The organism is Pseudomonas fluorescens, from assembly GCF_004683905.1.
Taxonomy (GTDB): domain Bacteria; phylum Pseudomonadota; class Gammaproteobacteria; order Pseudomonadales; family Pseudomonadaceae; genus Aquipseudomonas; species Aquipseudomonas putida_A.
Map to the genome: position 1 here is coordinate 1476589 of NZ_CP038438.1, position 22978 is coordinate 1499566.

The following is a 22978-nucleotide window of genomic DNA, read 5'->3' on the forward strand; positions in this document are numbered from 1 at the left end:
ATTCCCCTGTAGGAGTGAGCCTGCTCGCGAAAAACGATAACGCGGTCTTCGAGGTAGTAGCCGGTTGTTACCCGCCCCAACGGATAAGGTCTACTTTGAATACTCCTGCAAGCCCATTCCCAGAGGAGTCCTCCCCATGGCCGCGAAAAAAATCCTGATGCTGGTCGGCGATTACGTCGAAGACTACGAAGTGATGGTGCCGTTCCAGGCCTTGCAAATGGTCGGTCACTCCGTGCACGCCGTGTGCCCGGACAAGCCATCCGGTAGCACCGTGCGCACCGCAATCCATGACTTCGAAGGCGACCAGACCTACAGTGAAAAACCGGGTCACCTGTTCGCCCTCAACTTCGACTTTGCCAAGGTCGCCGAGGCCGATTACGACGCGCTGCTGATTCCCGGGGGGCGTGCGCCGGAGTACCTGCGCCTGAATGAAAAGGTGCTGGCGCTGGTAAGAGCATTCGACAAGGCTGGCAAGCCGATTGCCGCTGTGTGCCACGGCGCGCAGTTGCTCGCGGCGGCGGGCGTTCTGGAAGGTCGCGAATGCAGCGCCTATCCGGCCTGTGCGCCGGAAGTACGCCTGGCCGGTGGCACGTTCATCGATATCACGGTGACCGACGGCCACGTTCAAGGCAATCTGGCGACTGCGCCAGCGTGGCCGGCGCATCCGAACTGGCTGGCCGGTTTCCTCGGCCTGCTCGGCACCAAGATCACCCTGTAACGAGGATCCGCCGATGTGCGAGCTCTACGTCAAGGCCGACCCGATTCTCTACGAATCCCGCTCGCGCTCGCTGCGCATCTGCGGCGTAGTGACGACGCTGCGCCTGGAAAACCAGTTCTGGGACATTCTCAGCGAAATCGCCGAAGTCGATGGCATGACCACCAATCAACTGATCGCCAAACTGTATGAAGAGGTGATGGATTATCGCGGCGAGGTGGTGAATTTTGCCTCGTTCCTGCGGGTGAGTTGTACACGCTATCTGAGTCAGCGGCGGGTGACGGAGCCGCAGTTGTCGGTGGTGCGGGCGGGGGTGAAATAGCCCCGACCGAGTTGACCACATCGCGGGCAAGCCCGCTCCCATAGGTTTCTCTGGTGCTCACAAGTTTTGTGGCCGCTGAAGAACCCTGTGGGAGCGAGCTTGCTCGCGAAGAGGCCATTACAGGCTACAGAAATCTTGGGCTGGTCTTTACTCATTGGCGCAAAACCTTTCAACCGCCAAGGAGAAACGAGCATGTCCGGATGGTACGAAGTGAGCAAAAGCAGCAACGGCCAGTTCAGGTTTGTGCTGAAGGCCGCCAACGCTGAAACCATTCTCACCAGCGAGCTCTACACCACCCGCGCGGCTGCCGACAGCGGCATTGCTTCGGTGCAGACCAATAGCCCGCTGGATGAACGCTACGAGAAGAAATCGACGAAGGATGGCCACCCATACTTCAACCTCAAGGCCGCCAACCATCAGATCATCGGCAGCAGCGAGTCGTACTCCACGGACGCCGCGTGCGCCAAAGGCATCGCCAGCGTCAAGGCCAACGGGCCGAGCAAAGTGATCAAGGACAAGACGTTGCCGGTGCTTTGAAATAACTCCACGACTCAGTCGCCAAAACAATGGCGACTGAATTCTGGCTATGTGCCACTACATCGCTTATCCTTCGCGACCAATCCATGGAAGGGGCGGCGTTCAATACTCTTTCGTGTGTTTTTCAATGTTTACGCGAGAGTTTTTCCTTTGATGATTCGCTTTTTCGCTGTTCTGACGGCGCTGCTCGGCCTGAGCGGTTGCTACAGCATGTCACCCACCCACATTGACGATGAACTCAAGCCAACCGCCGATTCCGGCGTGGCTTATGTGGTAGGTGTGGTCGGCATCTGGCCCAAGACGAGGTTTTCAGCGAAGGAACAAATGCTGATGATCCGTAAGCGTGGAAGCGATGATTTCGCCACTGCACGCCTGCACAACGAGTTTTACGCCCGAACCGAGCGAGATGTACGCGAGACCGATCACGGCATCGGCACGTTGTTTGTGATGCCGCTCAAACCCGGTCGTTACGAGATCTACAACGTGCGTTTCGATCATGGGCAGTCGGTGACGTGGAGCCGTGAAGACTTCACCATCGGCATGCAACTCGAGGCGGGCAAGGCTTATTACATCGGCGATTTTCGCGCCGGGTGCCTGATCGGTCTTCAGCTGTCATGCCTGTTCCTGCACAGCGATCATCTTGAACGTGATGCGGCGCTGGTTCGTGCCAAATACCCGCAAGTACCAGGATTGCAGCGTCTGGACATGCCGAATCTGGACACCGCCACGCCGTTCATTCGCGAAGAAAACGGCCCCAGCGCCTCTGTCTATAAAGCCATGTTGTCAGGAAAACTCTAATGCGCCTCAAGCTTCTGTTTCTGGGATTGCTCATGTTGCTGGGTGGTTGTCAGGCGACCCACAGCCTCAAGGCCCCCGACGTCGACTACAGCCAGCAACTGCCGGCGATCAACGTCAATGTGCTCGGTCTGCCGAGCTGGATGTTGCGAGACGAACTGCGTCGGCGCGGCACTTTCGACGAAGTTCGCGCCGGTCGAAGCGAGGATGGCTACAACGTTCTGGTAGTCGCCAACAGCGATGTCGGCGCGCTTCAGCCTCAGTTGTTCCTGAGTGCCTTCACGCTGTTCCTGGTGCCGGTACCGGTGAGCTTCGACAGCACAGTGGTGTTCAGTCTCAGCCATGGCAAGGAGATACTGGGTGTCTATGCCGTGCACAATCACACTGAATCCTGGCGGGGCGCCTTTAACGCCTCGGGCGGGCAGTTCGAACATGTGCGCTTGATCACTGACACGTTCATTGCGCAGGTCCTGAAGGATCAGCCCTTCCACCGCGAAGCGATGAAGCACGCCGCCAGTCTTTGACCGACAGGCAGGAAAAATCCCGCCCGGAGTGTTCCGGGCGGGATTTTTTTCATCAGCGCAAAACGTCGAGCAGCGCTTTGAGGTGATGTCTGCCGGTGTCACTCAACGGGAACACTGGCAAGCGCGGATCACCAACCTCCAGCCCCGTCTCGCGCAGTCCGGCCTTGATCGTCGCTGGCAAACCGCCTTTGAGAATGAAGTCCAGCAGCGGCAACTGGCGGTAGAACAACTCACGTGCCCGAACCAGATCACCGGCCAGCGACGCCGCATACAGATCCAGATTCAGTTGCGGGATCAGGTTCGGCGCGGCGGTGCACCAACCCTTGGCCCCTGCGGCAAACGCCTCCAGTGCCAGCGGATTGCAGCCGTTGTAGAACGGCACCTGGCCTTCACCGAGCAATTGCAGTTTGTGCATGCGCTGAATGTCGCCGGTGCTCTCCTTGACCATGGTCACGTTTTCCACGCCATTGACGATGCGCAGAATCAGCTCCACCGACATGTCGGTGCCGCTGGTGGCCGGGTTGTTGTAGAGCATGATCGGCACACCGACGCTGTCGCCGATGGCGCGGTAGTGCGCGAGGATTTCCGCTTCAGTGAGCTTCCAGTACGACGCCGGCAACACCATCACCACGTCAGCGCCGTGGGCTTCAGCGAAGCGCGCGCGGCGCACGGCTTTGGCGGTGGTCAGATCGGAGACGCTGACGATGGTCGGCACCCGTTTGCCCACGTGCTTGATGCTGAACTCGGCGACCTGATCCCACTCGGCGTCGCTGAGGTAAGCGCCTTCGCCGGTGCTGCCGAGCGGGGCGATGGCATGGACGCCGCTGTCGATCAGACGATCGATCGATTGGCCGAGGGCCGGCAGATCGAGGCCTTCGCCGTGGGTGCCGAACGGGGTGATGGTGTAGCCGATGATGCCGTGAATATTGGACATGATGAGTCTCCGGGAAAGGCTGAAATCAGTTCAGGCAATCGGCGTGTTGGCGCAGGTTCTGCCGGGCGTAGTAGTTGAAGGCGGCGGCGTGGCGTTTGGGTTTCGACACCCAGTCATGGGCCTCGCGCCCCAGCGCCGGAATGATCGGTTTGATCGTGCCGGCGGCCATTGCCAGCAGTTGCAGTTTGGCGGCGCGCTCGATCAGTTGGGCGATGACACAGGCTTCTTCGATCGTGCTGCCGGTCGACAGCTGGCCGTGGTGCGACAGTAGAATCGCGCGCTTGTCGCCCAGCGCACCGGCAATCAGTTCGCCCTCTTCGTTACCCACCGGCACGCCCGGCCAGCCTTCGAGAAACGCGCAGTCGTCGTACAGCGGGCACAGATCCATGTGGGAAATCTGCAGCGGCACCTCCAGCATCGACAGCGCGGCAATGTGCGTCGGGTGCGTGTGGATGATGCAGTTCACGTCCGGCCGGGCGCGATAGACCCAGCTGTGGAAACGGTTGGCCGGGTTGGCCATGCCGTGGCCTTCGAGCACTTCCAGATCTTCGTTGACCAGCAGCAGATTGCTCGCGGTGATTTCATCGAAACCCAGGCCCAGTTGTTGAGTGTAATAGGTCCCCGGTTGCGGGCCACGGGCGGTGATCTGTCCGGCCAGACCGGAGTCATGACCGCTCTCGAACAGGATCCGGCAGGTCAGCGCCAGCTTTTGCCGGTCAGTCCACGTATTATCCGCCAGGGTGTTTTGCATCTGGGTCAGCGCTTGCTTGACCAGTTGCGCTTTGGGTAGTGCTAATGTCTTGGCCATGTCGGTGTCCTTTGGGTGATTGCAAATGACACTAAAGAGCCTATATGACACAAAGTGTCATGAGCAAGCATCAATCGTCGTTTCCTTGATGGAATAACTGCTGCGCATGTCTATCCGTTTGAAATTGTTGAGAAAAAAACTTGGCGTGACACTTGAGGCGCTGGCGGAAAAATCCGGCATGACCAAGAGTTATCTGTCGAAGGTCGAGCGCGGGCTGAACACCCCGTCGATTGCGGCCGCGCTGAAACTGGCGAAGGCACTGAACGTGAAGGTCGAGGAATTGTTCTCCGAAGACAACGTCAGCCTCGACAGCTATAGCCTGGTACGCAGCCACGAACGCCAGTCACTGGCGGCCAACGATCAGAGCCCGGGGTATGCGGTGCTGGCGCATCAGGTCAGCGAACGCAACCTGCTGCCGTTCATCATCTACCCGCCGCGCGAGTTCACCGACAAGACCTTCAAGGAGCACTTGGGCGAGGAGTTTCTGTTCGTCCACGAAGGGCTGGTGGAAGTGGATTTCATGAACGAGCGGGTGCTGCTGGAGCGTGGCGATGCGCTGCACTTCAATGCGCAGAAGCCGCACCGGATCAGATCGGTGGGCGAGGTGCAGGCGCAGTTGCTGGTGGTGGTGCACAGCTCGGAAGAATGAGCCGCCAGAAAAATCTTCGCGAGCAAGCCCGCTCCCACATTTGGAATGCATTCCAAGGTGGGAGCGGGCTTGCTCGCGAAGGCGTCAGTACTGCTTACATCAAATCTCGACGGGAACCGAAAGCTTCGGACTCCCCAACGCATGCGTCTTCGCATCAAAAAACCGCAACGCAATCCCGGTGCCCTCGAACACCTTGGCGTAATGGCGTTTCTGATGCTGAATGAACGCCGCACTGCGCGGATAGATCGAGATCGCCACGCTCGCCGGTTTCGCCAGGCGCAGCGCCCTGACGATGTGAGCATCCTGCTCGCCCAACGCATGCCCGAAGATGCACAGGTTCTGCGCGTGGCCCAATAACTGCTCATAGCAGAACGACAGATAATCCGAGCTGCGAATGGTCTTGAGCTTGTCTGCGCTCGGCCCTTCGTTGACGAACAGCGGCACGTCGTCGAGGGTCTTGATTGTGTTGTTGATCGCGAAACTGCCGAGCAGGGTGCCCTCGGTCGAAGTCAGTTTGCGCGCGGTGCCGTCTTGATTGCGCACCAGGTGCAGACCGCCGTGCAGGTACAGCAGACGCGGTTTGGCGCTGGCGCTTGCGCTCAGATCGAAACTGGCGTCGGGGCCGTTGAACAGATCGTCGAGCGCCTCGCTGCGGTGCTGGATCGCCCAATAGTTGAGCAGGTCGTAATTGGTGGTGAACACCGTGCGATAACGCGCCAGTTCTTCATTGAGCGTGGCCAGGGTCGAGGCCTGTACCAGGCGCCAGGGAATGTGCACGGCGTGTACGGTGTTGATCAGCGCTTCCTTGATCGCGTAGTAGCGATTGCGCGGTGCGGCCGAACTGACGGCCAGGGCCTTGTTGACCCGGCTGGTGGTTTTCAGCGCACCGAGCACCTGCTCGAAGCTGCGCGTCTGCATCGCGTCGAACACGCTCAGTTCCGACGGGCTCAGCGGTTTCTCCTCCACGGTGCGCGCGTTTTCGAACAGCGAGTCGTAGCCGAAATCGTCCCACACCGCGCGACTGGCGCCATTGCCCACCAGCAGACCGTTGAAGTCGGCGGTGGCGCGCAGGGCGCTCCAGTCTTCGAGGGTGGCATCGACGTCCAGAAAATCGGTCATTGCGTGGGCAGTCTCAAAACAAAGGGCGGATGGACGGCGACTTTATCACGAGCGGGCATTGAGCCAGATCAACATCGGTGGTGACCGATCGGTCGATCCTGTGCACATCCGCCGTATCGGAGCAGTCGATTCGGCCCCAGTCAGGAGACGCGCATGAGCAGCACCTTTTTCATTCCGGCCGTAAACATCATGGGCAACGGATGCCTCGACGAGGCCATGGTTGCGATCCGCAACTATGGGTTTCGCAAGGCGCTGATCGTCACCGACGCGGGGCTGGCCAAGGCCGGCGTGGCGACCATGCTTGCCGAAAAACTGGCGATGCAGGACATCGATTCGGTGATCTTCGACGGCGCCAAACCGAATCCGAGCATTGCCAATGTCGAGGCCGGGTTGGCGCTGCTCAAGGACAGTCGCTGCGATTTCGTGGTGTCGCTGGGCGGCGGTTCGCCCCATGACTGCGCCAAGGGCATTGCTCTGTGTGCGACCAACGGCGGGCAGATCCGCGACTACGAAGGCGTCGATCAATCGAGCAAGCCGCAGTTGCCGCTGATCGCCATCAACACCACCGCCGGCACCGCCAGCGAGATGACCCGTTTCTGCATCATCACCGACGAATCGCGCCACGTGAAAATGGCCATCGTCGACCGCAACGTCACGCCGCTGCTGTCGGTCAACGACCCGGCGCTGATGGTCGCCATGCCGAAAAGCCTGACGGCCGCCACCGGCATGGACGCGCTGACCCACGCCATCGAGGCCTACGTCTCGACCGCGGCCAACCCGATCACCGACGCCTGTGCGCTGAAGGCCATGACCCTGATCAGCAACAACCTGCGCCTGGCCGTGCGTGACGGCAGCGATCTCGCAGCGCGGGAAAACATGGCTTACGCGCAGTTCCTCGCCGGCATGGCGTTCAACAACGCATCGCTCGGCTACGTGCATGCGATGGCCCACCAGCTGGGCGGTTTCTACGACTTGCCCCATGGCGTGTGCAACGCCGTGCTGCTGCCGCATGTGCAGACCTTCAACGCGTTGATCTGTGCCGAACGCCTGACTGACGTCGCCCACGCCATGGGTGCGGACATCCGTGGTTTCAGCCAGGAAGAGGGCGCTCAGGCGGCGATCAACGCGATCCGTTGTCTGGCCAAGGACGTCGAGATCCCGGGTGGCCTGCGTGAACTAGGCGCCAAGCTCAGCGACATTCCAGTGCTTGCCACCAATGCGTTGAAAGATGCATGCGGCCTGACCAACCCACGGGCGGCGGATCAGCGGCAGATCGAGGAGATTTTCCGTAATGCGTTTTAAGGGCTGACGCGCGTCGGCGTGAATGTCACACAGAGCATCGCGCCGACTGCAAGCAAACTGCATAACAGTGCCAGCGGCCACGCCGAAGGGCTAGCGACAAGACTGGCAATCGCGCCGATCATTGCCGCCATCAGTTGATGAATAAATCCGCTCAACGCCATTGCGTAAGCACCCGCAATCGGTGCGCCATCGTTGGCACGGGACAGGCTGATCGGGTAGTTCAGCGATTGTCCGAACACCGCTACGCAATAGGGCAGCCACAGCATCAGCGCGATGGAACTGGCTGTCAGACTGCCCAGCAGCATTACTCCGCACCCCGCCATCACCAGCACCACGCCCAACGTCATCAACCGGTGTTGACCCGTGCGCAGAACGAAGCGATTGACCACCAGTGCCCCGAGAAAGTATGCCGCACTGATCGGCCAGCCGAGCAGACCGTAATCCACCGTAGACCAATTGAACGGTCCTTGCAGGATCAGTGGCGCAGCCGTGTTGAAGGCGATGATCACCCCGTAGCCGAGGCCTCCGGCCAGTGCCGGCAACAGGAACGCGCGATGGATCAGGATGCGCCGGTAAATCAGCCATGCCGAAGCATTGGTTTGCGCCTCCTCCAATGTCGCAAAATTGACCCGGAATACGATCATGGCCATCAGCAGGCACGTGATGCCGAGCAAGTAGAAGATTGCCTGCCAGCCCAGCGTGACCTGAATGATCGAACCCAGGTACTGGCCGATGCCTAGAGCCACCACGAACGAAATCGAAATCCATGACAATGCTTTGGCCAGCAGGTCGCCGCGAAAACTGTCGCGAATCAGCACCCGTGCCATCACCGAAATCCCGCTGGCGCCGACGCCCTGAATCAGGCGCAGTAACAGGAACGACTCCAGCGTCGAACCCAGCGGCAACGCCAGGTTCGCCGCGCCATACAGCCCCAATGCTGCGAGTAACACAGGTTTGCGCCCGATACGCTGGGCCAGTGATCCCCAAAGCAGCATTGGCAGCGCCATGCCGACCAGATAAATCGATAAACCCCACGCCACTTGCGCAGGCCCTGCATGCAGATGGCCGGCAATCTCCGGCAGCGCTGGCAGGTAAATACTCATGCCCAACTGTGCGAGGAACACAGTGCAGCAGGTGATAAGAAGGGTGGCGCTGGCGTTCATCGATCGTCCCTGGCTCAGATGTCGAAATCGACGCGGTGTGTGCGCAACAATTCGCTGACTACATCGCAGAAACGTCGGATCAGCGACGGCTCCATATCAGCACGCAAGGTTACCCGAATGGCCGCTTTACCTTGGGCAACTACCGGGAAAAATACTGCGCTGGTGAAAAAGCCTTGCTCGGCCAGCTCGCTGGCGATGCGATTGGCCAGATCCGCCTGGCCGCAGTCGATCAAGCGGATTGCCATCGCGCTGTGGCATTGCTCTGTACTGATCAAACTGTCGAAGAGGCGGATATTAGCCTGGAGGCAGGCCTGTAGAGCGGCGAATTCGGCGGTGTAATGTAGACGAATTGACGCTCGTCCGGCGCCGATTGCCGCACAGTTGAGACTTTGTGACCAATTGCTCGGGCCGCCATAACGCTGGATGATTTTTTTCTGGCGCTGGTTGCCAAGCATCACCAGTCCACCACTGGCGCCAAATGACTTGGCCAGCGACGCGACGATCACGCAGTCATCTTCCAGCGTCTGGATTCTCGGGCGTATCAGACCGACGCCGTTATGGCCCACGGCTGACAACGCGTGTGAATCATCCAGATAAAGAAACAGCCCGTAACGATCCTTGAGGTACAGCAGGCCTTCCATGTTGGACACACCGCCCATGCTGTAGGCGCCATCGCCAATATAGGCCACACGACCATATTGCTGGCAGATCTTTTCTAGAAAATTCATATCGTTGTGCGGACAGGTCATCACACGGGTTTCGTCGGCGCATGCAGCTTTCAAGTGATTCATCGAGTAATGCGCCTGACGGTCAAAGACCATCACTGGCGGGCGATTCTCGGTCAATACACCGCTGGCCAGCAGCGGCAAGATCCCCGCACTTGCAGCGCTGCAGGACAGGGTCGTCAGGCACACTGCATCGAACAACTGCGAAAGCTCGGTTTCGTATTTTTCGAGAATCCCCAGCTTGCAGCGATTTTTCGAGTTGGCGACGCGCAGGGTGCCAGTTTCCTGCAGTGCGGCGATTGCACCTTGGAGCAGGGCTGGGTGGTGATCAAGGCCAAGGTAGGACGTGGTACAGAAGTGTTGTAACTCCCGTCCGTATTGATCGAGCAGGTGGTTGGAACCCATGACCTCGACATTGAGCCCGGCGACTTTGCCGAGCTCGGCGTTTTCCCAGTCCTGGTTCGCCAGGGCGATGACTTTTCGATAATTGGAATAAAGGTTTGGTGCTTGCTGTATATGGTTCATCAGGGCATCCCTTAAGCGTGGCAATCCGTGGGTCGTTGCAATTTGTGTGTATTGCCAGACTTTACGGAACACGACTTCGGGCCTGAATCAGACACTTCCTGCAATACTGAGCGGAATTGGATATTTGCTTGTAGGGCGATGTTCTGATGCGGTGTCGGGCGCCTCCGAATCCTACCCGGCAGGTGCCAGATTCCTGCTCGCCGCCCCACCAAACTGAATCAACACCACCCCGCCAATCAGCAACAACGCGCCCAACACCCGCGACATCGACAGCTGTTTTTCCACCAGCCCGAACAACCCGAAGTGATCGAGCAGCATCGACGCAATCACCTGGCCGGCCAACGCCAGCGCAACAAACCCCGACGCGCCGAGCTTCGGCAGCAACATCACCGCCAGCGCCACAAAGCACACGCCGAACGCACCGCCAGCCCACATCCACAACGGCGCCTTGCTGATAAAACCCAGCGACGGCAGCGGCAGGCGCAACGCCAGAATCACCGGCAACAGCACCAAAACACTCACCAGCAATGAGGCCAACGTTGCCCATAGCGGATGGCCGAGGCCCCGCGCCAGGTTGCTGTTGATCGCACTCTGAAACGGCACCACCGCGCCGGCAAACGCGGCCAGCAGCAATAAACCGACCCACTGCAACGTACTCATGATCACTCTCCAACAGGTTTTTCTGGACTCTAGAGTATTCGTCGCGCAGATTTAAATTCCGTTTTGTCATCCAGAACATGCACGAGATGAATGATCTACGCCGTATTGATTTGAACCTGCTGGTGGTCCTCGATGCCTTGCTCAGCGAGCAACACGTCACCCGCGCTGCTGAGCGGCTGCACCTGAGTCAACCGGCGGTCAGCCATGCGCTGGCGCGTCTGCGCGATTTGCTCGGCGATCCGCTGTTGGTGCGCGCCGGTTCGACGCTGGTGCCCACGGCGCGGGCGCTGGAACTGGTTGCGCCACTGGCCGAAGCGTTGGCCCAGGTGCAATCGCTGTTGGCGCCGAACACTTTCGATCCGGGCACTGCGCGGCGAACCTTTCGTGTGGCGATGTCCGACTACGGCGCGGCCATCATCCTGCCCGATCTGATCCGCACCTTGCGCCGCGAGGCCCCGGGCATCGACCTGCAAATCAGCCATGCCAGCCGCGAGGGCATGCTGGAGGGTGTGCTCAACGGTGACATCGACGTGGCCGCCGGGGTGTTCCCGGAAATGCCCAACGAATTGCGCAGCACTTTGCTGTTTGAAGAACGCTACGTCTGCCTGCTGGATCGCCGCAGCTTGCCGGCCGACGGCGTACTGGATTTGCCGACCTACCTGTCGCGCCCGCATGTTCTGCTGGAAATGCGCGGCAGCGGCACCCCGGAAATCGAGCGGGCGCTGACCTCATTGCGCGAACGCCGCCGCGTCGCCATCAGCCTGCCGCACTGGAACGTCGCGCCGCAGTTGATCAGCGGTACGGATCTGATTCTCACGGTGTCGTCACGCAGCGTGCGCGAGATTGATCAGCAGGAGCTGATTGTGCTGCCGCCACCGTTCGAGATTGCGCCGTTCACGTTTGTGCTGGCGTGGCATAAGCGCCGGGGTGGGGATCAGGCGTTGAACTGGTTGAATCGCCGGATTGAGGAGGGGATAGTGCGCGGCTGAAAACGTTATCAAGGAGTGGGATGTGACAGTGAAGTCTGGATGGATCGGCTGGGTGGCCCTGAGTGGGTGGTTGATGGCAGGTCAGGTATTGGCTGATTGCGTGCCAACACCGATGGCAGGAGATCTGGATCTTTCTGTCTGCAAGGAGTGGCCTGCATATCCAGGATTAACCATCAACGCCACTGCACAGTTTAAGCGCGGATCCCCATCTGATGACCCAGAAGCGCTGAGTACCTACGATTTCGACTTGTCCGTTCTGGACACCGCTCAATCGAAGCCCCTTGCGACTTATTACAAAGCGGCTGCATTTGTATTGGATGGCGTCAGTTTGCGAGAAATAACGCTCGATACGGCTCGCTACGCACTGACTGCCGAACTTCGTGCCTTTGGCGTACGTGCGTTATCCACTAATGGATCCCGGATCAATCCGATGGAAGAAAACCTGCTTTCGCTCTACGTGAAAGAGGGCGAAAAATTGCGCCCGGTATTGGATAAATTAGTGGTTTATCGGTATGGCGGCGAGTGGGATGGTGACTGCGAAGGCGAGCGATATGAGATTTCAAGAACGGTAGAAATCGCTAAAACGAGCTCTCACGGCTATGCAGATCTGATTGTCAAAACCTTGGAGAAAGACACAACAAGTGTGGGGACGGGAGACGCATGTAAAACTAAAACCACTGACAACAAACCCGTTTTGACAACATTGCACTACGACGGAAAATCCTACGTTTTGCCAAACGGTTTCCAAGGCCTGTAACCCGCTAGCCCAACACGACACTTATCAAGGAAGAACCATGCTTAACCCCACCAGACTCCTGATCGCCCTCGGTTTGCTGGCCATCACCCCCCACGCCCACGCCGCCTGCACCACCAAGAGTTTCGACGGCAAATCCATGTCGCGCTGCAATGTCTGGCCGGCGTTTCCGAGTCAGGCGATTTCGGTCAAGTCCACCTATCTGGCCGATTCTGGTGGTGACGATGCCGGGGCGTTCGATCTGGATCTGGCGCTGCTCAATGCGAGCAACGCTAAACCGATCGCCACCTACCGTAAACCGGGCGCTTACAACTCTGATGCCGTGCGCCTGGATGATGTACGCATCGATACGGCGCGCTACCGATTGACGCCGGATATCCGCGCTTTTGGTCTGCGCGCGAAGTTCGTCCACAGTTCCCATGCCATTCCCTACGAGAAAACCGATCTGGCGCTGTATGTTCGCGAGGGCGACGAGTTGCGTCCGGTGCTTGAAGGCCTGGTGGTCTTCAAGGACAACGGTGAGTTCGTGAATGACTGCGAGGGCTACAGCAAAAAAATCCGCCGGACCCTCGAGATCGCTCCAACGAGCCACAATGGTTTCGCCGATCTGATCGTCACCACCACCGGCAGTAAAATGAAAAACACCAAGTCCGGCAATCAGTGCGTTTCGACAAACACCGACCTGAAGAAGAAACAGATCACCCTGACGTACGATGGCCAGCAGTACAACGTCCCTGAAGATCTCAGAGGTTACTGAACCATGCTCACCGGCCTCAACCACCTGACCCTCGCCGTCAGTGATTTGCCCCGTAGCCTGGCGTTCTATCGCGATGTATTGGGTCTGCGCGTCGAAGCCTCGTGGGACGCCGGTGCCTATCTGTCGCTGCCGGGGCTGTGGTTGTGTCTGTCGCTGGATGCGCAGCGCACCACCGAGCCGTCCGTCGACTACACCCATTACGCGTTCAGCCTCGCCGAGGCAGATTTTCCGTTGTTTGTGCAGACGCTAAAAGCGGCGAATGTGAAGGAATGGCGCGACAACCGCAGCGAAGGTGCGTCGTTCTACTTTCTTGACCCTGATGGCCACAAGCTTGAGGTTCACGTCGGTGATCTGGCTTCGCGACTGGCAGCCTGTCGGTTGAAACCGTACACGGGCATGCGTTTTTACGACGCGTCGTGATCAGACACATTGGGCTGATATAGACTGGCCATCATTTGTACTGGCGCCAGCAGGTTTTTCATGACTCCATCGCTGCTAATGGCCGTTCTGGCCTCGGGTTTCATTTACGGCATCACGCCCGGGCCGGGCGTTCTGGCAGTGTTCGGCATTGGCGCGGCGCATGGGCGACGGGCCGGGGCCGGGTTTCTCTGTGGGCATTTGCTTGGCGATGTGGTCTGGTGCAGCACCGCGCTGATCGCCATCGTCGGTGCCCGCGAGATCGGCAGCACCGCATTCGATGTGCTGGGTGTGCTCAGCGGCTTGTACCTGTTCTGGCTTGGCTGGCGCGCAGTGCGAGCCCAGCGGCGCAGCGCTGATCAGCCGCAGGGCGCGGCGCGTCAGCCGTTCTGGCACGGCATCCTGTTCGGCCTGACCAATCCCAAGGCGTACCCGGTGGCGGTGGCGACGTTTACCGCGCTGCTGTCGAGCCGCGCCGAACTGCTCAACTGGTCGATGTTGCCGGCGCTGATCGCCCTGAGCTTTCTCGGCGGATTGCTGGCTTACGCTATCTTGATCGGCGTTGTCGGCGCCCGACGGGTGCGCACGCTGTATCAGCGCCACGAGCTGATGATCACGCGTTTGTGTGGCGTGATGTTCATCGGTTTTGCGATCAACGCACTGATGCACGCACTACCGGGATTGCTGCCGAACAAGGCTTGAAGTTGTGTGCAGGGATGCGTGAACAAAGGGTCAGGGATGGTTGAACAGTGCTGCATTGTCCGGACACCCACGCTGAACCATGGAAAGCCGAAATTCCGCGCCGTTGGCGAGTTATATGGACCTGTTGCTCGATGCCGTCTGCGCGGTGGACAGGCAGGGCCGTTTCGTTTTTGTCAGTGCTGCCTGCGAGCGTATTTTTGGTTATACGCCTGACGAGTTGATCGGCCGTTCGATGATCGAACTGGTGCATCCCGCAGACCGCCAGCGCACCTTGGCCGCCGCCCACGACATCATGAGCGGCGAACCCAAGCACAACTTTGAAAACCGTTACGTGCGCAAGGATGGCCGCATCGTCAACATCCTCTGGTCGGCGCGCTGGTCGGAGGTCGATCAGCTACGCATCGCCGTGGCCCGCGACATCACCGAGCGCAAGCAGGCGGAATCGCGTCAGGCTGCGCTGTATGCGATTTCCGAGGCGGCGCATGTCGCCGAAGACTTGCTGGCGCTGTTCAAACGCATCCACCTGATCATCGGCGAATGGCTGCCGGCGCTGAATTTCTCCGTGGCGCTGTACGACGAGCACTGTGCGCAGCTGAATTTTCCCTATCACGTCGACGATCACGAATTGCAGCCCGAGCAACCGGGCACCGTTACCGGGCGTTTGTGTGCGGAGGTCATCCGCAGCGGTCAGCCGATTCTGCTGACGCCGGACAGCCCCGACGCCTCGCCCGACTTCGCCGCGCTGGTGGCGGGGCAGGACTCACCGTGCTGGCTCGGTGTGCCGCTGAATTCGAAGAACGGCACCATCGGTGCGCTGATCGTCAAAAGCCTGCCGGGCGGTGAGCGTTATACCGAGCAGGACAAGGAACTGCTGCAATACGTCTGCGCCCAGGTCGCCACCGCCATCGAGCGCCAGCAGCTGCACGCGCGGCTCAAGCGCATGGCGCAATACGATCAACTGACCCAGTTGCCCAATCGCGGGTTGCTCAAAGACCGCCTCAAGGCTGCGCTGGCCGCTGCCCGTGAAACCTCGGGAAACATGGCGCTGCTGTATGTCGATCTGGATCGTTTCAAACAGGTCAACGACACCTTTGGCCATGCGGTCGGCGACATGCTGCTGCAAACGGTGGCGAGTCGGCTCAAGGGCTGCGTACGCGACACCGATACCGTGGCGCGCATCGGTGGCGACGAATTCGTGGTGCTGTTGCACAGCGTTCACGCCGCTGAAGACGCCGACATCGTGGCCGGAAAAATCCGCCAGGTGCTGGTGCAGCCGATGCGCCTGGACGGTCACAACCTGTACATCGAACCGAGCATCGGCGTGGCCCGTTATCCCGAACATGGCAGTGAGGAGCAACAATTGTTCCGGCATGCCGACCAAGCGATGTACGCCGCCAAACGCCTCAATCATCGGGCGGTGGATAGCTGAAACAGTGCGCGCCGTTCGTCGCGGCGCGGGCAACTTTTCTAAACCTTTGGCAGTCCGGCAATTCTCAATCTAGGCGGGCATCTGCTCGCCAACGATCAACACCAAGAGGAAGAGAATCATGCCTAATTCAAGAAACTCGAACTCGGGAAACTTCGCCAACGATCGAACCAAGGCGTCTGAAGCCGGTCGCAAAGGTGGGAAAACCACCACCACGACGGTCGACAAAGAGCCTGCGAAAACCGAAATGGGCCGCAAGCCAGCTCAGAAGTCGAAGTAGTCGGTGAGGTAGTTTTGATTGAGAGGCGGGGGCGCAAGCCCCCGCTTGAATTTGCAGAGATAGGAGGGCGCGACCATGAGCCGGATGGCCACCCAGATACGTCGTTTCAGTTTTGCCACACTGTTGGGATTGTTCGCGGGCACAGCATTCGCCCAGTCGCCTGCCGACTTCATCAACGATGCGTCCGCCAAAGGCATGGCCGACATCGAAGCCAGCCGTCTGGCGCACCAGAAATCCGAATCCAAAGAGGTCAAGGATTACACCATCGTTGTGATCAATGACCGCACCACGGCCAACCAGCATCTGGCGAAGATCGCGAAGAAACTCGATCTGCCGGTCGCGCCCCGTGAAGAAATCGCCGACAAAGCCAAAACCATGATCCCGCAGGTCAAAGAAGGCGAAACCTTCGATCAGGCCTACGCCGCGAGCCAGGTGAAAGCGACCGAAGAGGCCATCCAGCAGATCCAGCAGGAAGCGCAGTCGACCGACGTACCGGAAATCAAGGCATTTGCCGACGAGACGCTGCCAAAACTGCAAAGCCATCTGGAAATGGCGCGGGCGCTGCAAGCCAGTCGCTGACACCAACTGCCAATCAAAAGATCGCAGCCTGCGGCAGCTCCTACATAGAACGGTGTAGGAACTGCCGCAGGCTGCGATCTTTTGCTTTGTTCAACTTTACTTAGCAGTCATTCAAATCCTGCTTCGGCTTGCTCTTCTCCCCCAGCCCCTCAAGGTTGAACACCTCGCTTTCCCCCAGGCTGCGGTAATGCTTGCGCAGCGCCTCGAGTTGTTTGAGATCCAGCGATTCCAGGCCGAGCATTGCGTTCTGCGCTTCCTTGTTCACCCGCAACAACTCATCGAGTTTCAGATGCAGGATGTCGGTATCACGGTTCTGCGTGTTCTGAATCAGGAACACCATCAGAAAAGTGATGATCGTGGTCGAGGTGTTGATGATCAGTTGCCAGGTGTCATTGAAATCAAAAATCGGCCCACTCAAACCCCACAGAAAAATCAGGATCAATGCGCCCATGAAGGTTTTCGGGCTACCGGCCCAGAGGGCCAGGGTCTGGGAGATTTTCGCGAATTTCATTGCGGTGTTCCTTATTGGGAGAGCTTGAAATTCAGACATCCGGGGCGCGGTGAAAATTCTACTTACAAATGACGTCTGCCAATAATTGTGAGGGTGAAGACATCCCTTGCAATAAGCCTGTCTGGAACTGCGCGCAGCGCTGCCTGTATTGTGACGAACCGCACGAATGTCCCGACAGGAGAACGCAATGAGTTGGTCCGCCAGACAATACGTCGCTTTCGAAGATGAACGCACCCGCCCGGCACGTGATCTGCTGGCGGCGATTCCCACGGTTCAGGCGCGATCGGTGGTCGATATCGGTTGCGGTCCGGGTAACTCCACCGAGCTGCTGGTGCAGCGTTTTGAGCAGGCCCAGGTCAGGGGGCTCGACAGTTCGCCGGACATGGTCAACGCCGCGCGCAAGCGCCTGCCGCAGTTGCAGTTCGAGGTCGCAGAAATCGATAGTTGGGCGGATCAAGGGCCGTTCGATGTGATCTTCGCCAATGCAGTGCTGCAATGGGTGCCGGATCACGGGACATTGCTGCCGGCGTTGGCGGCTAAACTTTCGGACGGTGGCAGTCTGGCGATCCAGATGCCGGATAACCTCAACGAGCCTTCCCACCGACTGATGCGTGAAGTCGCCGCCAATGGCCCATGGGCCGCCAAACTGGCTGGCGCCGCCGGGCAGCGCACCGACATGGCGAGTGCCAGCGAATACTTCTCGATGTTGCGTCCGCACTGCTCGCGGGTCGATGTGTGGCGCACCACCTATCACCATCAGTTGTCAGGTGGAGCGGCGGGGGTGGTGGAGTGGTTCAAGGGCAGTGGCTTGATTCCGTTTTTGAACCCGCTGACTGAAGAGGAACGGGCGCAATATCTCACGCAGTATATGGCGGTGGTTGCCGAGGCTTATCCGGCGTTGCCGGATGGTTCGGTGCTGTTGCCGTTTCCGCGGCTGTTCATCGTCGCGACTCGGTGAAGCCAGCCTTCAGCCACCTGTAGTGAGGGGATTTATCCCCGATGGACTGCGCAGCAGGCCCTTTAAGCGGTTGCTACGCAACCATCGGGGATAAATCCCCTCACCACATATTGTTTGCTCAGCTCAGATTAGCGCTGCACCGCCACCAACAACATCATCGGCCGCTCCCGCTCTTCAGCCAGCGCTGGTTGCGCCGCCACCTCCGCATCGCTCGGCCCCCATTCATTGACATGGCGAATGGCAAAACCCGCCGCGATCAACGAATTCAACAGCGTGCCCATCGTGCGGTGCTGCTTGATCACCCCGTCGGCCAGCCAGTGGGTCACCCGCTCGCCCTCCATCTGATAGCTGTCCAGCGGCCAGCGCTTGTGGCCATCGCTGTCGACCAGCCAGCCTGGATTGCGCGGGGCCATGAAGATCGGGTGTTCGATGGAGAACACAAAATGCGAACCCGGTTTCAACGCCGCGTACAGATGAGCGAACAGTCCGGTCAGATCCTTGATGTAGTGCAGCGCCAGCGAACTGTAGGCCAGATCGAAACTGCAGGCCGGCAAGTCGAGATGTTCAAGGTCGGCACGTTCATAGCGGATGTTCGCCGCCTCAGTGGTTTCGCGCGCGCGCTCCAGCATCTTTTCCGAGACATCCAGCCCCAGCACATTGGCGGCGCCGTGCTCACTGGCCCAGCGGCTGAACCAGCCATAGCCGCAGCCGAGGTCGACCACGTTCAAGTCGTGCATCGATGGCAGCAACGCCTTGAGCTCCGGCCACTCCGGCGCGGCATCGAGGCCACCGATGGAGCGGTTCATCTGGCTGTAACCCTGGAAAAACTCCGGGTCGTCGTAAATATTTTGCGTCATGGGGGAAATACTCTTTTGAGTTCGGTCATCAGCGGCACAGAGGCCGCGCCATGGAGTCCCTCGAAAGTCAAAACGCGTATTCGTCGATGGCCGCGCAGGGGGAGGGTGGTGGGTGATGGGGGAAATGCTAGCGGGTCGTGGGGAAGGTGAGAATCGTCGGTGTGTTGTGGATCTGTAATGTCGGAACAGTGAGAATAAAAAAGCCCGGCAAAGGGCCGGGCTTTTTGAATATCAGTGATGTGATCAGGTCTGCTTTTCACGCGCCGCCAACATCAGATCATTCTGTTTTTTGGTGGCTTCGCTCAGCACTTCGCTGTAAACGCGCTTTTTTTCTTCCGATTTCGCATTGCGAATGAAATCTGCGAATGGACTCGTGGACTCCTTTGTGGATCCGAGTTTCATGCGGTTGCTCCGTAATTGATCCCAAGCATGGCCATCAGTTCGTGTCTCGTATGCTTCTCGGGGATATGGTAGTCAATCTTGTCGACACCAGCCTTGTAGAGGCGTCCAGAATTATCAATATGCTTCACAAGCAGATCGACATGCAGGTCTTTGCCAAACTCTAGCTTAAGCGTGTTTACCACGTCACGCGCTGCAAAGTATTGGTCGACGAAATGCTCCGGTCGAATCCTGCGTCCTTCAACTTCCTCGCGGGCTCTGACAAAGGACCAGTCCAGGCTAGGGTCTTGGTAGACGTAGAGAATTTGCACAAATCTCCCTTTGTGGAGGCACCGCTGCACATTTTTCCTTGCGATTTCGATATTCGAAAGTGTTCCATCCAACAGGAAGGATTGCTTTCGATCCAGAGCCAGATCAATCAGCTTTCCAACCAGAATCGAAACGGCGCCTTGGAAAAGCCAGGCATTGCCACCTTGATAGGCTTCAAATTCATATCTGAGTTCGTCTGGATCAATTCGCAAGATGGGCGTATCGGAGAAAAGGTTCAGCAGAGCTAATGACGCCTCCGTTTTGCCAGCGCCCGGCGACCCCGCCATGAAAACCGAAACAGGTTCTTCTTCGGGTGGATACTTGGTTTGCGCCGTGAGCCGCTTGCCAATCGCCTTCTTGTTTGATCGAGCAAACCTGATCGCATCATTCCAGATAGCCTGCTCTTCCCCCGTCATTCCAGATTTTTTGTTTTCCTGCACTGATGGAAACCCTCTTGAGTGAAAGGTGATTTACCGGCGGTGCTTCGGACTTACCGAACTGCCGCGCCTTCCAATCAGTCAAAGCCCAAGAGCGGCTCTGCTAATACCGATTGGGAAGCCCATGCATGGGGATCATCCCTTTGAGCAGGCAGCGCTTCGTCGTTAGTAACGATCAAAGCGTAAAGAGGGCTGGTGCATCTGCAATAAACGGTGTGTTGCATAATGGTTCGGTGCCGACCAAGTAGCCGACATCAAATCCCGGACACAAAAAAACCGGCCCTGTAGGCCGGTTTTTTCTGTTCCTGCATCCCCCGTCATAACACGACGTGGGACCTGATTGAGTGGAGCGGGTAGAGGGAATCGAACCCTCAACTAAAGCTTGGGAAGCTTTCGTTTTGCCACTAAACTATACCCGCTCAGAGCGGCTGACTTTGTACCAGAGTCGGGCGCAGATTTGAAGTTTTTCTTTTGCTCGCAGCGCGTTACAGCATTGAAAACGGTCATTCGCGGGCAAATCTGCAGGGCAATCAATGCTGGTTTTTCAACCCCACAGACTCGCTCGCGACGACGCTTTTTCAAATGGCCAATGCATGGTGATCCTGAACGAACGCGTAACGCGTTCGGCTCGACTGCGGTGAGGGTTTCAGGAAACCGAGCAAGGCGTTCTGGCTATCGCGGCATGCAGCCTTGTGTTCCATGTCGAGGAAGTGGCCGGTGGCCTGCAGCGTGGTGAAGGTGCTGTGCGCCACATGGTTGCCGAATATCCGGGCGTCTTCGGCGGCGGTGTATTCATCCCATTCGCCGTTGAGGAACAGCACCGGCACGTTGATCTTTTTCGCCGCATTCAAATAGCACTGGCGATCGCTGTGCAGCACGTCACTGATGTGGAAGTGCATCTGCCCGTATTCGTGCTCGGCCAGGCTGCTGACGTGGCGATAGTTGAAGCGCTTGAACAGTGACGGCAGGTGTTTGCCGATAGTGCTGTTGACCAGGTGCCCGACGCGGTCGCCGTCGCGCTGGCCGAGGTAATCGACACCGCGCTCCAGGTAATCAAGCATGTGTGCGTTGATCACCGGCGAGAACGAGCTGATCACGGCTTTCTCGATACGCCGCGGCTGGTGTGACAGGGCAACCAGGGTGGCTGCGCCGCCCCAGGAAAACGACAGCACGTGTTCGGCGCCGAAGTGGTCGATCAGCTCCAGCAGGATCTGCCCTTCGACTTCCTTGGTCAGATGTTTCTCGTGACGGTTGTGGATTTTCGACCTGCCCGCGTAGGGCTGGTCGTAGCAAACCACGTTGAATTGCGGGTGCAGGTTTTTCACAGTCTGTGCAAACGACGCAGTCGTGGCCATCGAGCCGTTGACCAGGATGATGGTCTTTTCTGCGGCGTCTGCGCGATAGAACTCCGTGTAAACCCGATACTGACCCTGTATATCCAGCACAGCGATTTCTGGCCTCATGTCATAAGACTCCTGGCAAGCAAGCGGGTATGCGCGCAAATAGAGATTGCACGAGCTTTGTGACAGGTAGGCATACGCCTGGAATTTGCTTGGCCCATGTCGATCCATGACTGCGGTCGACGGGTGTTGTTATTGGCGGGCAGTCTGCCGGCTGAGGCGCAACCCAGAGGGCTGACGACCGGCAAAAAGTTTCTTAGAGGTATGGTGTGACTAATCGGTCACAATTTGGCCGACGTCCTGATTCAAGCAGTGGGAAAGGGATCGCGCAAGTGCCTTTGGTAAATTGTTCGACAACTTCTGCTGAGCGGTCGCCGGCTTAGAACAAATGGATCTCTTCGGTGCGCAAAGCGCGGTACTCGCCCGGTTTTAGCGCGTTATCCAGCGACAGCGGGCCCATGGATTCGCGGTGAAGGCGCAACACTTTGTTGTTGAAGTGACCAAACATGCGCTTCACCTGATGGTAGCGACCCTCGACGATGCTCAGGCGCGCCACTCGCGGGCCGAGTACATCGAGTTGCGCCGGTTGCGTGGTCAGGTTTTCGAAGGCGAAGTAGATGCCCTCGGCAAACGTGACTGCATACTCCGGCCCGATCTCCTGTTCGGTCTCGACGTAATAGACCTTCGGCAGTTTGGTCTGCGGTTGGGTCAGCCGTCGCGACCAGCCGCCATCGTTGGTGATCAGCATCAGCCCGGTGGTGTTGAAGTCGAGGCGACCGGCGATGTGCAGGTCGTCCTTGTCCGGTTCATCGATCAGATCAAGCACGGTCGGGTGCTGCGGATCGCGAGTGGCACTGACGCACCCCGGCGGCTTGTGCAGCATGAAGTAGCGTGCCGGTTTGCCGAGTTGCAAGACTTCTTCGTCGACTTCGACGCGGCTGAATTCCAACACTTCGCTGTGCGGGTCGCTGACGACTTTTCCGTCGATCCGCACGCGCTTTTCCACCAGCAACAGGCGAACCTGCTGACGGTTGTAGCGGGGCAGGTTGCTGAGGAAACGGTCGACGCGCATGGTCAGGAATCGGCGGATAAAGGGCCGCGTATCTTACGGGATCGGCCGCGCCGCTGCTTGCAGTTGCGCCTCGACCTGCGCGCAGCGCGGGCACAGACAGGATTGATTGCGCAGCGCTGCGGGCAAGGCTTCAAGCACTGCCGGATCGATGCTCACGGCATAGCACCAGCAGGCCTGGTCGGCGGTGCGCGGGTCAGCCAGGGTGCAGTCGTTGCGCGCGCCGCAGGCCGGGCAGAGGTCGGGTTTGATGTCGGAATCAGGCATAGGACGAGTAAGGCATTTCCACGCAATTGCGGTTACGGCCAGTTTGTCTGGCCTGCTACATCGCATGATCGGCCCGAGACAGCAGGGTA

General features: G+C 58.6%; 29 protein-coding genes and 1 tRNA gene. 16 read left to right on the top strand and 14 right to left on the bottom strand.

Translation table 11 applies throughout. The annotated features are described in order from the left end of the window. Positions 1-136: 136 nt before the first annotated feature. The 5 genes from E4T63_RS06705 (at position 137) to E4T63_RS06725 (ending at position 2893) form a co-directional block, all read left to right on the top strand. The gene (locus E4T63_RS06705; RefSeq protein WP_135295122.1) at positions 137-718 is read left to right on the top strand and encodes a DJ-1/PfpI family protein; all 582 of its coding nucleotides are present in this window, start codon (positions 137-139) and stop codon (positions 716-718) included. A 13-nt stretch (positions 719-731) separates the two neighbouring features. Beyond that, on the top strand, positions 732-1037 hold the full coding sequence (locus E4T63_RS06710; protein ID WP_098967621.1) for a ribbon-helix-helix domain-containing protein: 306 nt from the start codon (positions 732-734) through the stop codon (positions 1035-1037). A gap of 192 nt (positions 1038-1229) precedes the next feature. Then, entirely contained in the window at positions 1230-1574 is a 345-nt protein-coding gene (locus tag E4T63_RS06715; RefSeq protein ID WP_098967622.1) for a YegP family protein, read from the top strand. A 153-nt stretch (positions 1575-1727) separates the two neighbouring features. After that, positions 1728-2372 (top strand): hypothetical protein, encoded by a 645-nt coding sequence (locus E4T63_RS06720; RefSeq protein ID WP_098967624.1) that lies wholly within the window; start codon positions 1728-1730, stop codon positions 2370-2372. Further along, a complete protein-coding gene (locus E4T63_RS06725) occupies positions 2372-2893 on the top strand; it encodes a hypothetical protein (protein WP_098967625.1) in 522 nt (173 codons plus the stop codon). The genes E4T63_RS06720 and E4T63_RS06725 overlap by 1 nt, the downstream gene beginning before the upstream one ends. A gap of 52 nt (positions 2894-2945) precedes the next feature. Here the strand turns inward: E4T63_RS06725 and E4T63_RS06730 are convergent, their stop codons facing one another. Then, positions 2946-3830, bottom strand: coding sequence for a dihydrodipicolinate synthase family protein (locus E4T63_RS06730; protein WP_167797090.1), 885 nt, complete (start codon positions 3828-3830; stop codon positions 2946-2948). A 22-nt stretch (positions 3831-3852) separates the two neighbouring features. Continuing rightward, the gene (locus tag E4T63_RS06735; protein ID WP_135295124.1) at positions 3853-4635 is read right to left on the bottom strand and encodes an aldolase; all 783 of its coding nucleotides are present in this window, start codon (positions 4633-4635) and stop codon (positions 3853-3855) included. 106 nt (positions 4636-4741) lie between these two features. On the opposite strand from E4T63_RS06735, the gene E4T63_RS06740 reads away from it, so the two are divergent. After that, on the top strand, positions 4742-5284 hold the full coding sequence (locus E4T63_RS06740) for a helix-turn-helix domain-containing protein (RefSeq protein ID WP_135295125.1): 543 nt from the start codon (positions 4742-4744) through the stop codon (positions 5282-5284). Between the two features lie 99 nt (positions 5285-5383). Here the strand turns inward: E4T63_RS06740 and E4T63_RS06745 are convergent, their stop codons facing one another. Continuing rightward, complete coding sequence (locus tag E4T63_RS06745) at positions 5384-6403, bottom strand: DUF4917 family protein (protein WP_135295126.1); 1020 nt, start codon at positions 6401-6403, stop codon at positions 5384-5386. Between the two features lie 153 nt (positions 6404-6556). On the opposite strand from E4T63_RS06745, the gene yiaY reads away from it, so the two are divergent. Then, a complete protein-coding gene (yiaY, locus tag E4T63_RS06750) occupies positions 6557-7705 on the top strand; it encodes an L-threonine dehydrogenase (RefSeq protein WP_098967632.1) in 1149 nt (382 codons plus the stop codon). Here the strand turns inward: yiaY and E4T63_RS06755 are convergent. The 3 genes from E4T63_RS06755 to E4T63_RS06765 all read right to left on the bottom strand — a co-directional run bounded on the left by E4T63_RS06755 (position 7702) and on the right by E4T63_RS06765 (position 10778). Then, the gene (locus tag E4T63_RS06755; RefSeq protein WP_098967633.1) at positions 7702-8868 is read right to left on the bottom strand and encodes an MFS transporter; all 1167 of its coding nucleotides are present in this window, start codon (positions 8866-8868) and stop codon (positions 7702-7704) included. The two genes, yiaY and E4T63_RS06755, sit on opposite strands and share 4 nt — an antisense overlap. Positions 8869-8882: 14 nt before the next feature. Then, on the bottom strand, positions 8883-10118 hold the full coding sequence (locus E4T63_RS06760; protein ID WP_098967635.1) for an aminotransferase class I/II-fold pyridoxal phosphate-dependent enzyme: 1236 nt from the start codon (positions 10116-10118) through the stop codon (positions 8883-8885). Positions 10119-10289: 171 nt separating this feature from the next. Beyond that, complete coding sequence (locus E4T63_RS06765; RefSeq protein ID WP_098967636.1) at positions 10290-10778, bottom strand: DMT family transporter; 489 nt, start codon at positions 10776-10778, stop codon at positions 10290-10292. A gap of 77 nt (positions 10779-10855) precedes the next feature. Here E4T63_RS06765 and E4T63_RS06770 point away from each other — a divergent pair, with 77 nt between their 5' ends. From E4T63_RS06770 to E4T63_RS06805, 8 genes are all read left to right on the top strand, one after another. Further along, positions 10856-11767, top strand: coding sequence for a LysR family transcriptional regulator (locus E4T63_RS06770; protein WP_209318227.1), 912 nt, complete (start codon positions 10856-10858; stop codon positions 11765-11767). Positions 11768-11789: 22 nt separating this feature from the next. Further along, positions 11790-12524 (top strand): hypothetical protein, encoded by a 735-nt coding sequence (locus E4T63_RS06775; RefSeq protein WP_135295128.1) that lies wholly within the window; start codon positions 11790-11792, stop codon positions 12522-12524. Positions 12525-12561: 37 nt separating this feature from the next. Beyond that, the gene (locus tag E4T63_RS06780; RefSeq protein WP_098967641.1) at positions 12562-13278 is read left to right on the top strand and encodes a hypothetical protein; all 717 of its coding nucleotides are present in this window, start codon (positions 12562-12564) and stop codon (positions 13276-13278) included. Positions 13279-13281: 3 nt separating this feature from the next. After that, on the top strand, positions 13282-13698 hold the full coding sequence (gene fos, locus E4T63_RS06785) for a fosfomycin resistance glutathione transferase (protein WP_027614435.1): 417 nt from the start codon (positions 13282-13284) through the stop codon (positions 13696-13698). Between the two features lie 60 nt (positions 13699-13758). After that, positions 13759-14397: a LysE family translocator gene (locus E4T63_RS06790; RefSeq protein WP_027614436.1), complete on the top strand. Its 639-nt coding sequence runs from the start codon at positions 13759-13761 to the stop codon at positions 14395-14397. Between the two features lie 79 nt (positions 14398-14476). Next, a complete protein-coding gene (locus E4T63_RS06795; protein ID WP_134785614.1) occupies positions 14477-15826 on the top strand; it encodes a sensor domain-containing protein in 1350 nt (449 codons plus the stop codon). Between the two features lie 118 nt (positions 15827-15944). Then, the gene (locus tag E4T63_RS06800) at positions 15945-16103 is read left to right on the top strand and encodes a KGG domain-containing protein (RefSeq protein WP_003222499.1); all 159 of its coding nucleotides are present in this window, start codon (positions 15945-15947) and stop codon (positions 16101-16103) included. A 75-nt stretch (positions 16104-16178) separates the two neighbouring features. Next, the gene (locus E4T63_RS06805; protein WP_135295129.1) at positions 16179-16682 is read left to right on the top strand and encodes a DUF4142 domain-containing protein; all 504 of its coding nucleotides are present in this window, start codon (positions 16179-16181) and stop codon (positions 16680-16682) included. A 100-nt stretch (positions 16683-16782) separates the two neighbouring features. Here E4T63_RS06805 and E4T63_RS06810 read toward each other — a convergent pair whose 3' ends face one another. Continuing rightward, a complete protein-coding gene (locus tag E4T63_RS06810; RefSeq protein ID WP_047598058.1) occupies positions 16783-17193 on the bottom strand; it encodes a low affinity iron permease family protein in 411 nt (136 codons plus the stop codon). 187 nt (positions 17194-17380) lie between these two features. On the opposite strand from E4T63_RS06810, the gene tam reads away from it, so the two are divergent. Further along, on the top strand, positions 17381-18151 hold the full coding sequence (gene tam, locus E4T63_RS06815) for a trans-aconitate 2-methyltransferase (RefSeq protein WP_135295130.1): 771 nt from the start codon (positions 17381-17383) through the stop codon (positions 18149-18151). Positions 18152-18279: 128 nt separating this feature from the next. Here tam and E4T63_RS06820 read toward each other — a convergent pair whose 3' ends face one another. From E4T63_RS06820 to E4T63_RS06845, 7 genes are all read right to left on the bottom strand, one after another. Continuing rightward, the gene (locus E4T63_RS06820; protein WP_135295131.1) at positions 18280-19008 is read right to left on the bottom strand and encodes a class I SAM-dependent methyltransferase; all 729 of its coding nucleotides are present in this window, start codon (positions 19006-19008) and stop codon (positions 18280-18282) included. 243 nt (positions 19009-19251) lie between these two features. Continuing rightward, complete coding sequence (locus tag E4T63_RS28470; RefSeq protein WP_167734096.1) at positions 19252-19410, bottom strand: hypothetical protein; 159 nt, start codon at positions 19408-19410, stop codon at positions 19252-19254. Then, entirely contained in the window at positions 19407-20132 is a 726-nt protein-coding gene (locus E4T63_RS06825) for a zeta toxin family protein (RefSeq protein WP_135296907.1), read from the bottom strand. Before E4T63_RS06825 ends, E4T63_RS28470 begins: the two co-directional genes overlap by 4 nt. 366 nt (positions 20133-20498) lie before the next feature. Further along, positions 20499-20572 (bottom strand) — tRNA-Gly (locus E4T63_RS06830). A gap of 159 nt (positions 20573-20731) precedes the next feature. Then, positions 20732-21616, bottom strand: a complete 885-nt coding sequence (locus tag E4T63_RS06835) for an alpha/beta fold hydrolase (RefSeq protein ID WP_095138524.1) — start codon at positions 21614-21616, stop codon at positions 20732-20734. Positions 21617-21932: 316 nt separating this feature from the next. Next, positions 21933-22625, bottom strand: coding sequence for a pseudouridine synthase (locus E4T63_RS06840; protein WP_098967653.1), 693 nt, complete (start codon positions 22623-22625; stop codon positions 21933-21935). 33 nt (positions 22626-22658) lie between these two features. Next, positions 22659-22889 (bottom strand): cysteine-rich CWC family protein, encoded by a 231-nt coding sequence (locus E4T63_RS06845; RefSeq protein WP_098967655.1) that lies wholly within the window; start codon positions 22887-22889, stop codon positions 22659-22661. Positions 22890-22978: the final 89 nt, after the last annotated feature.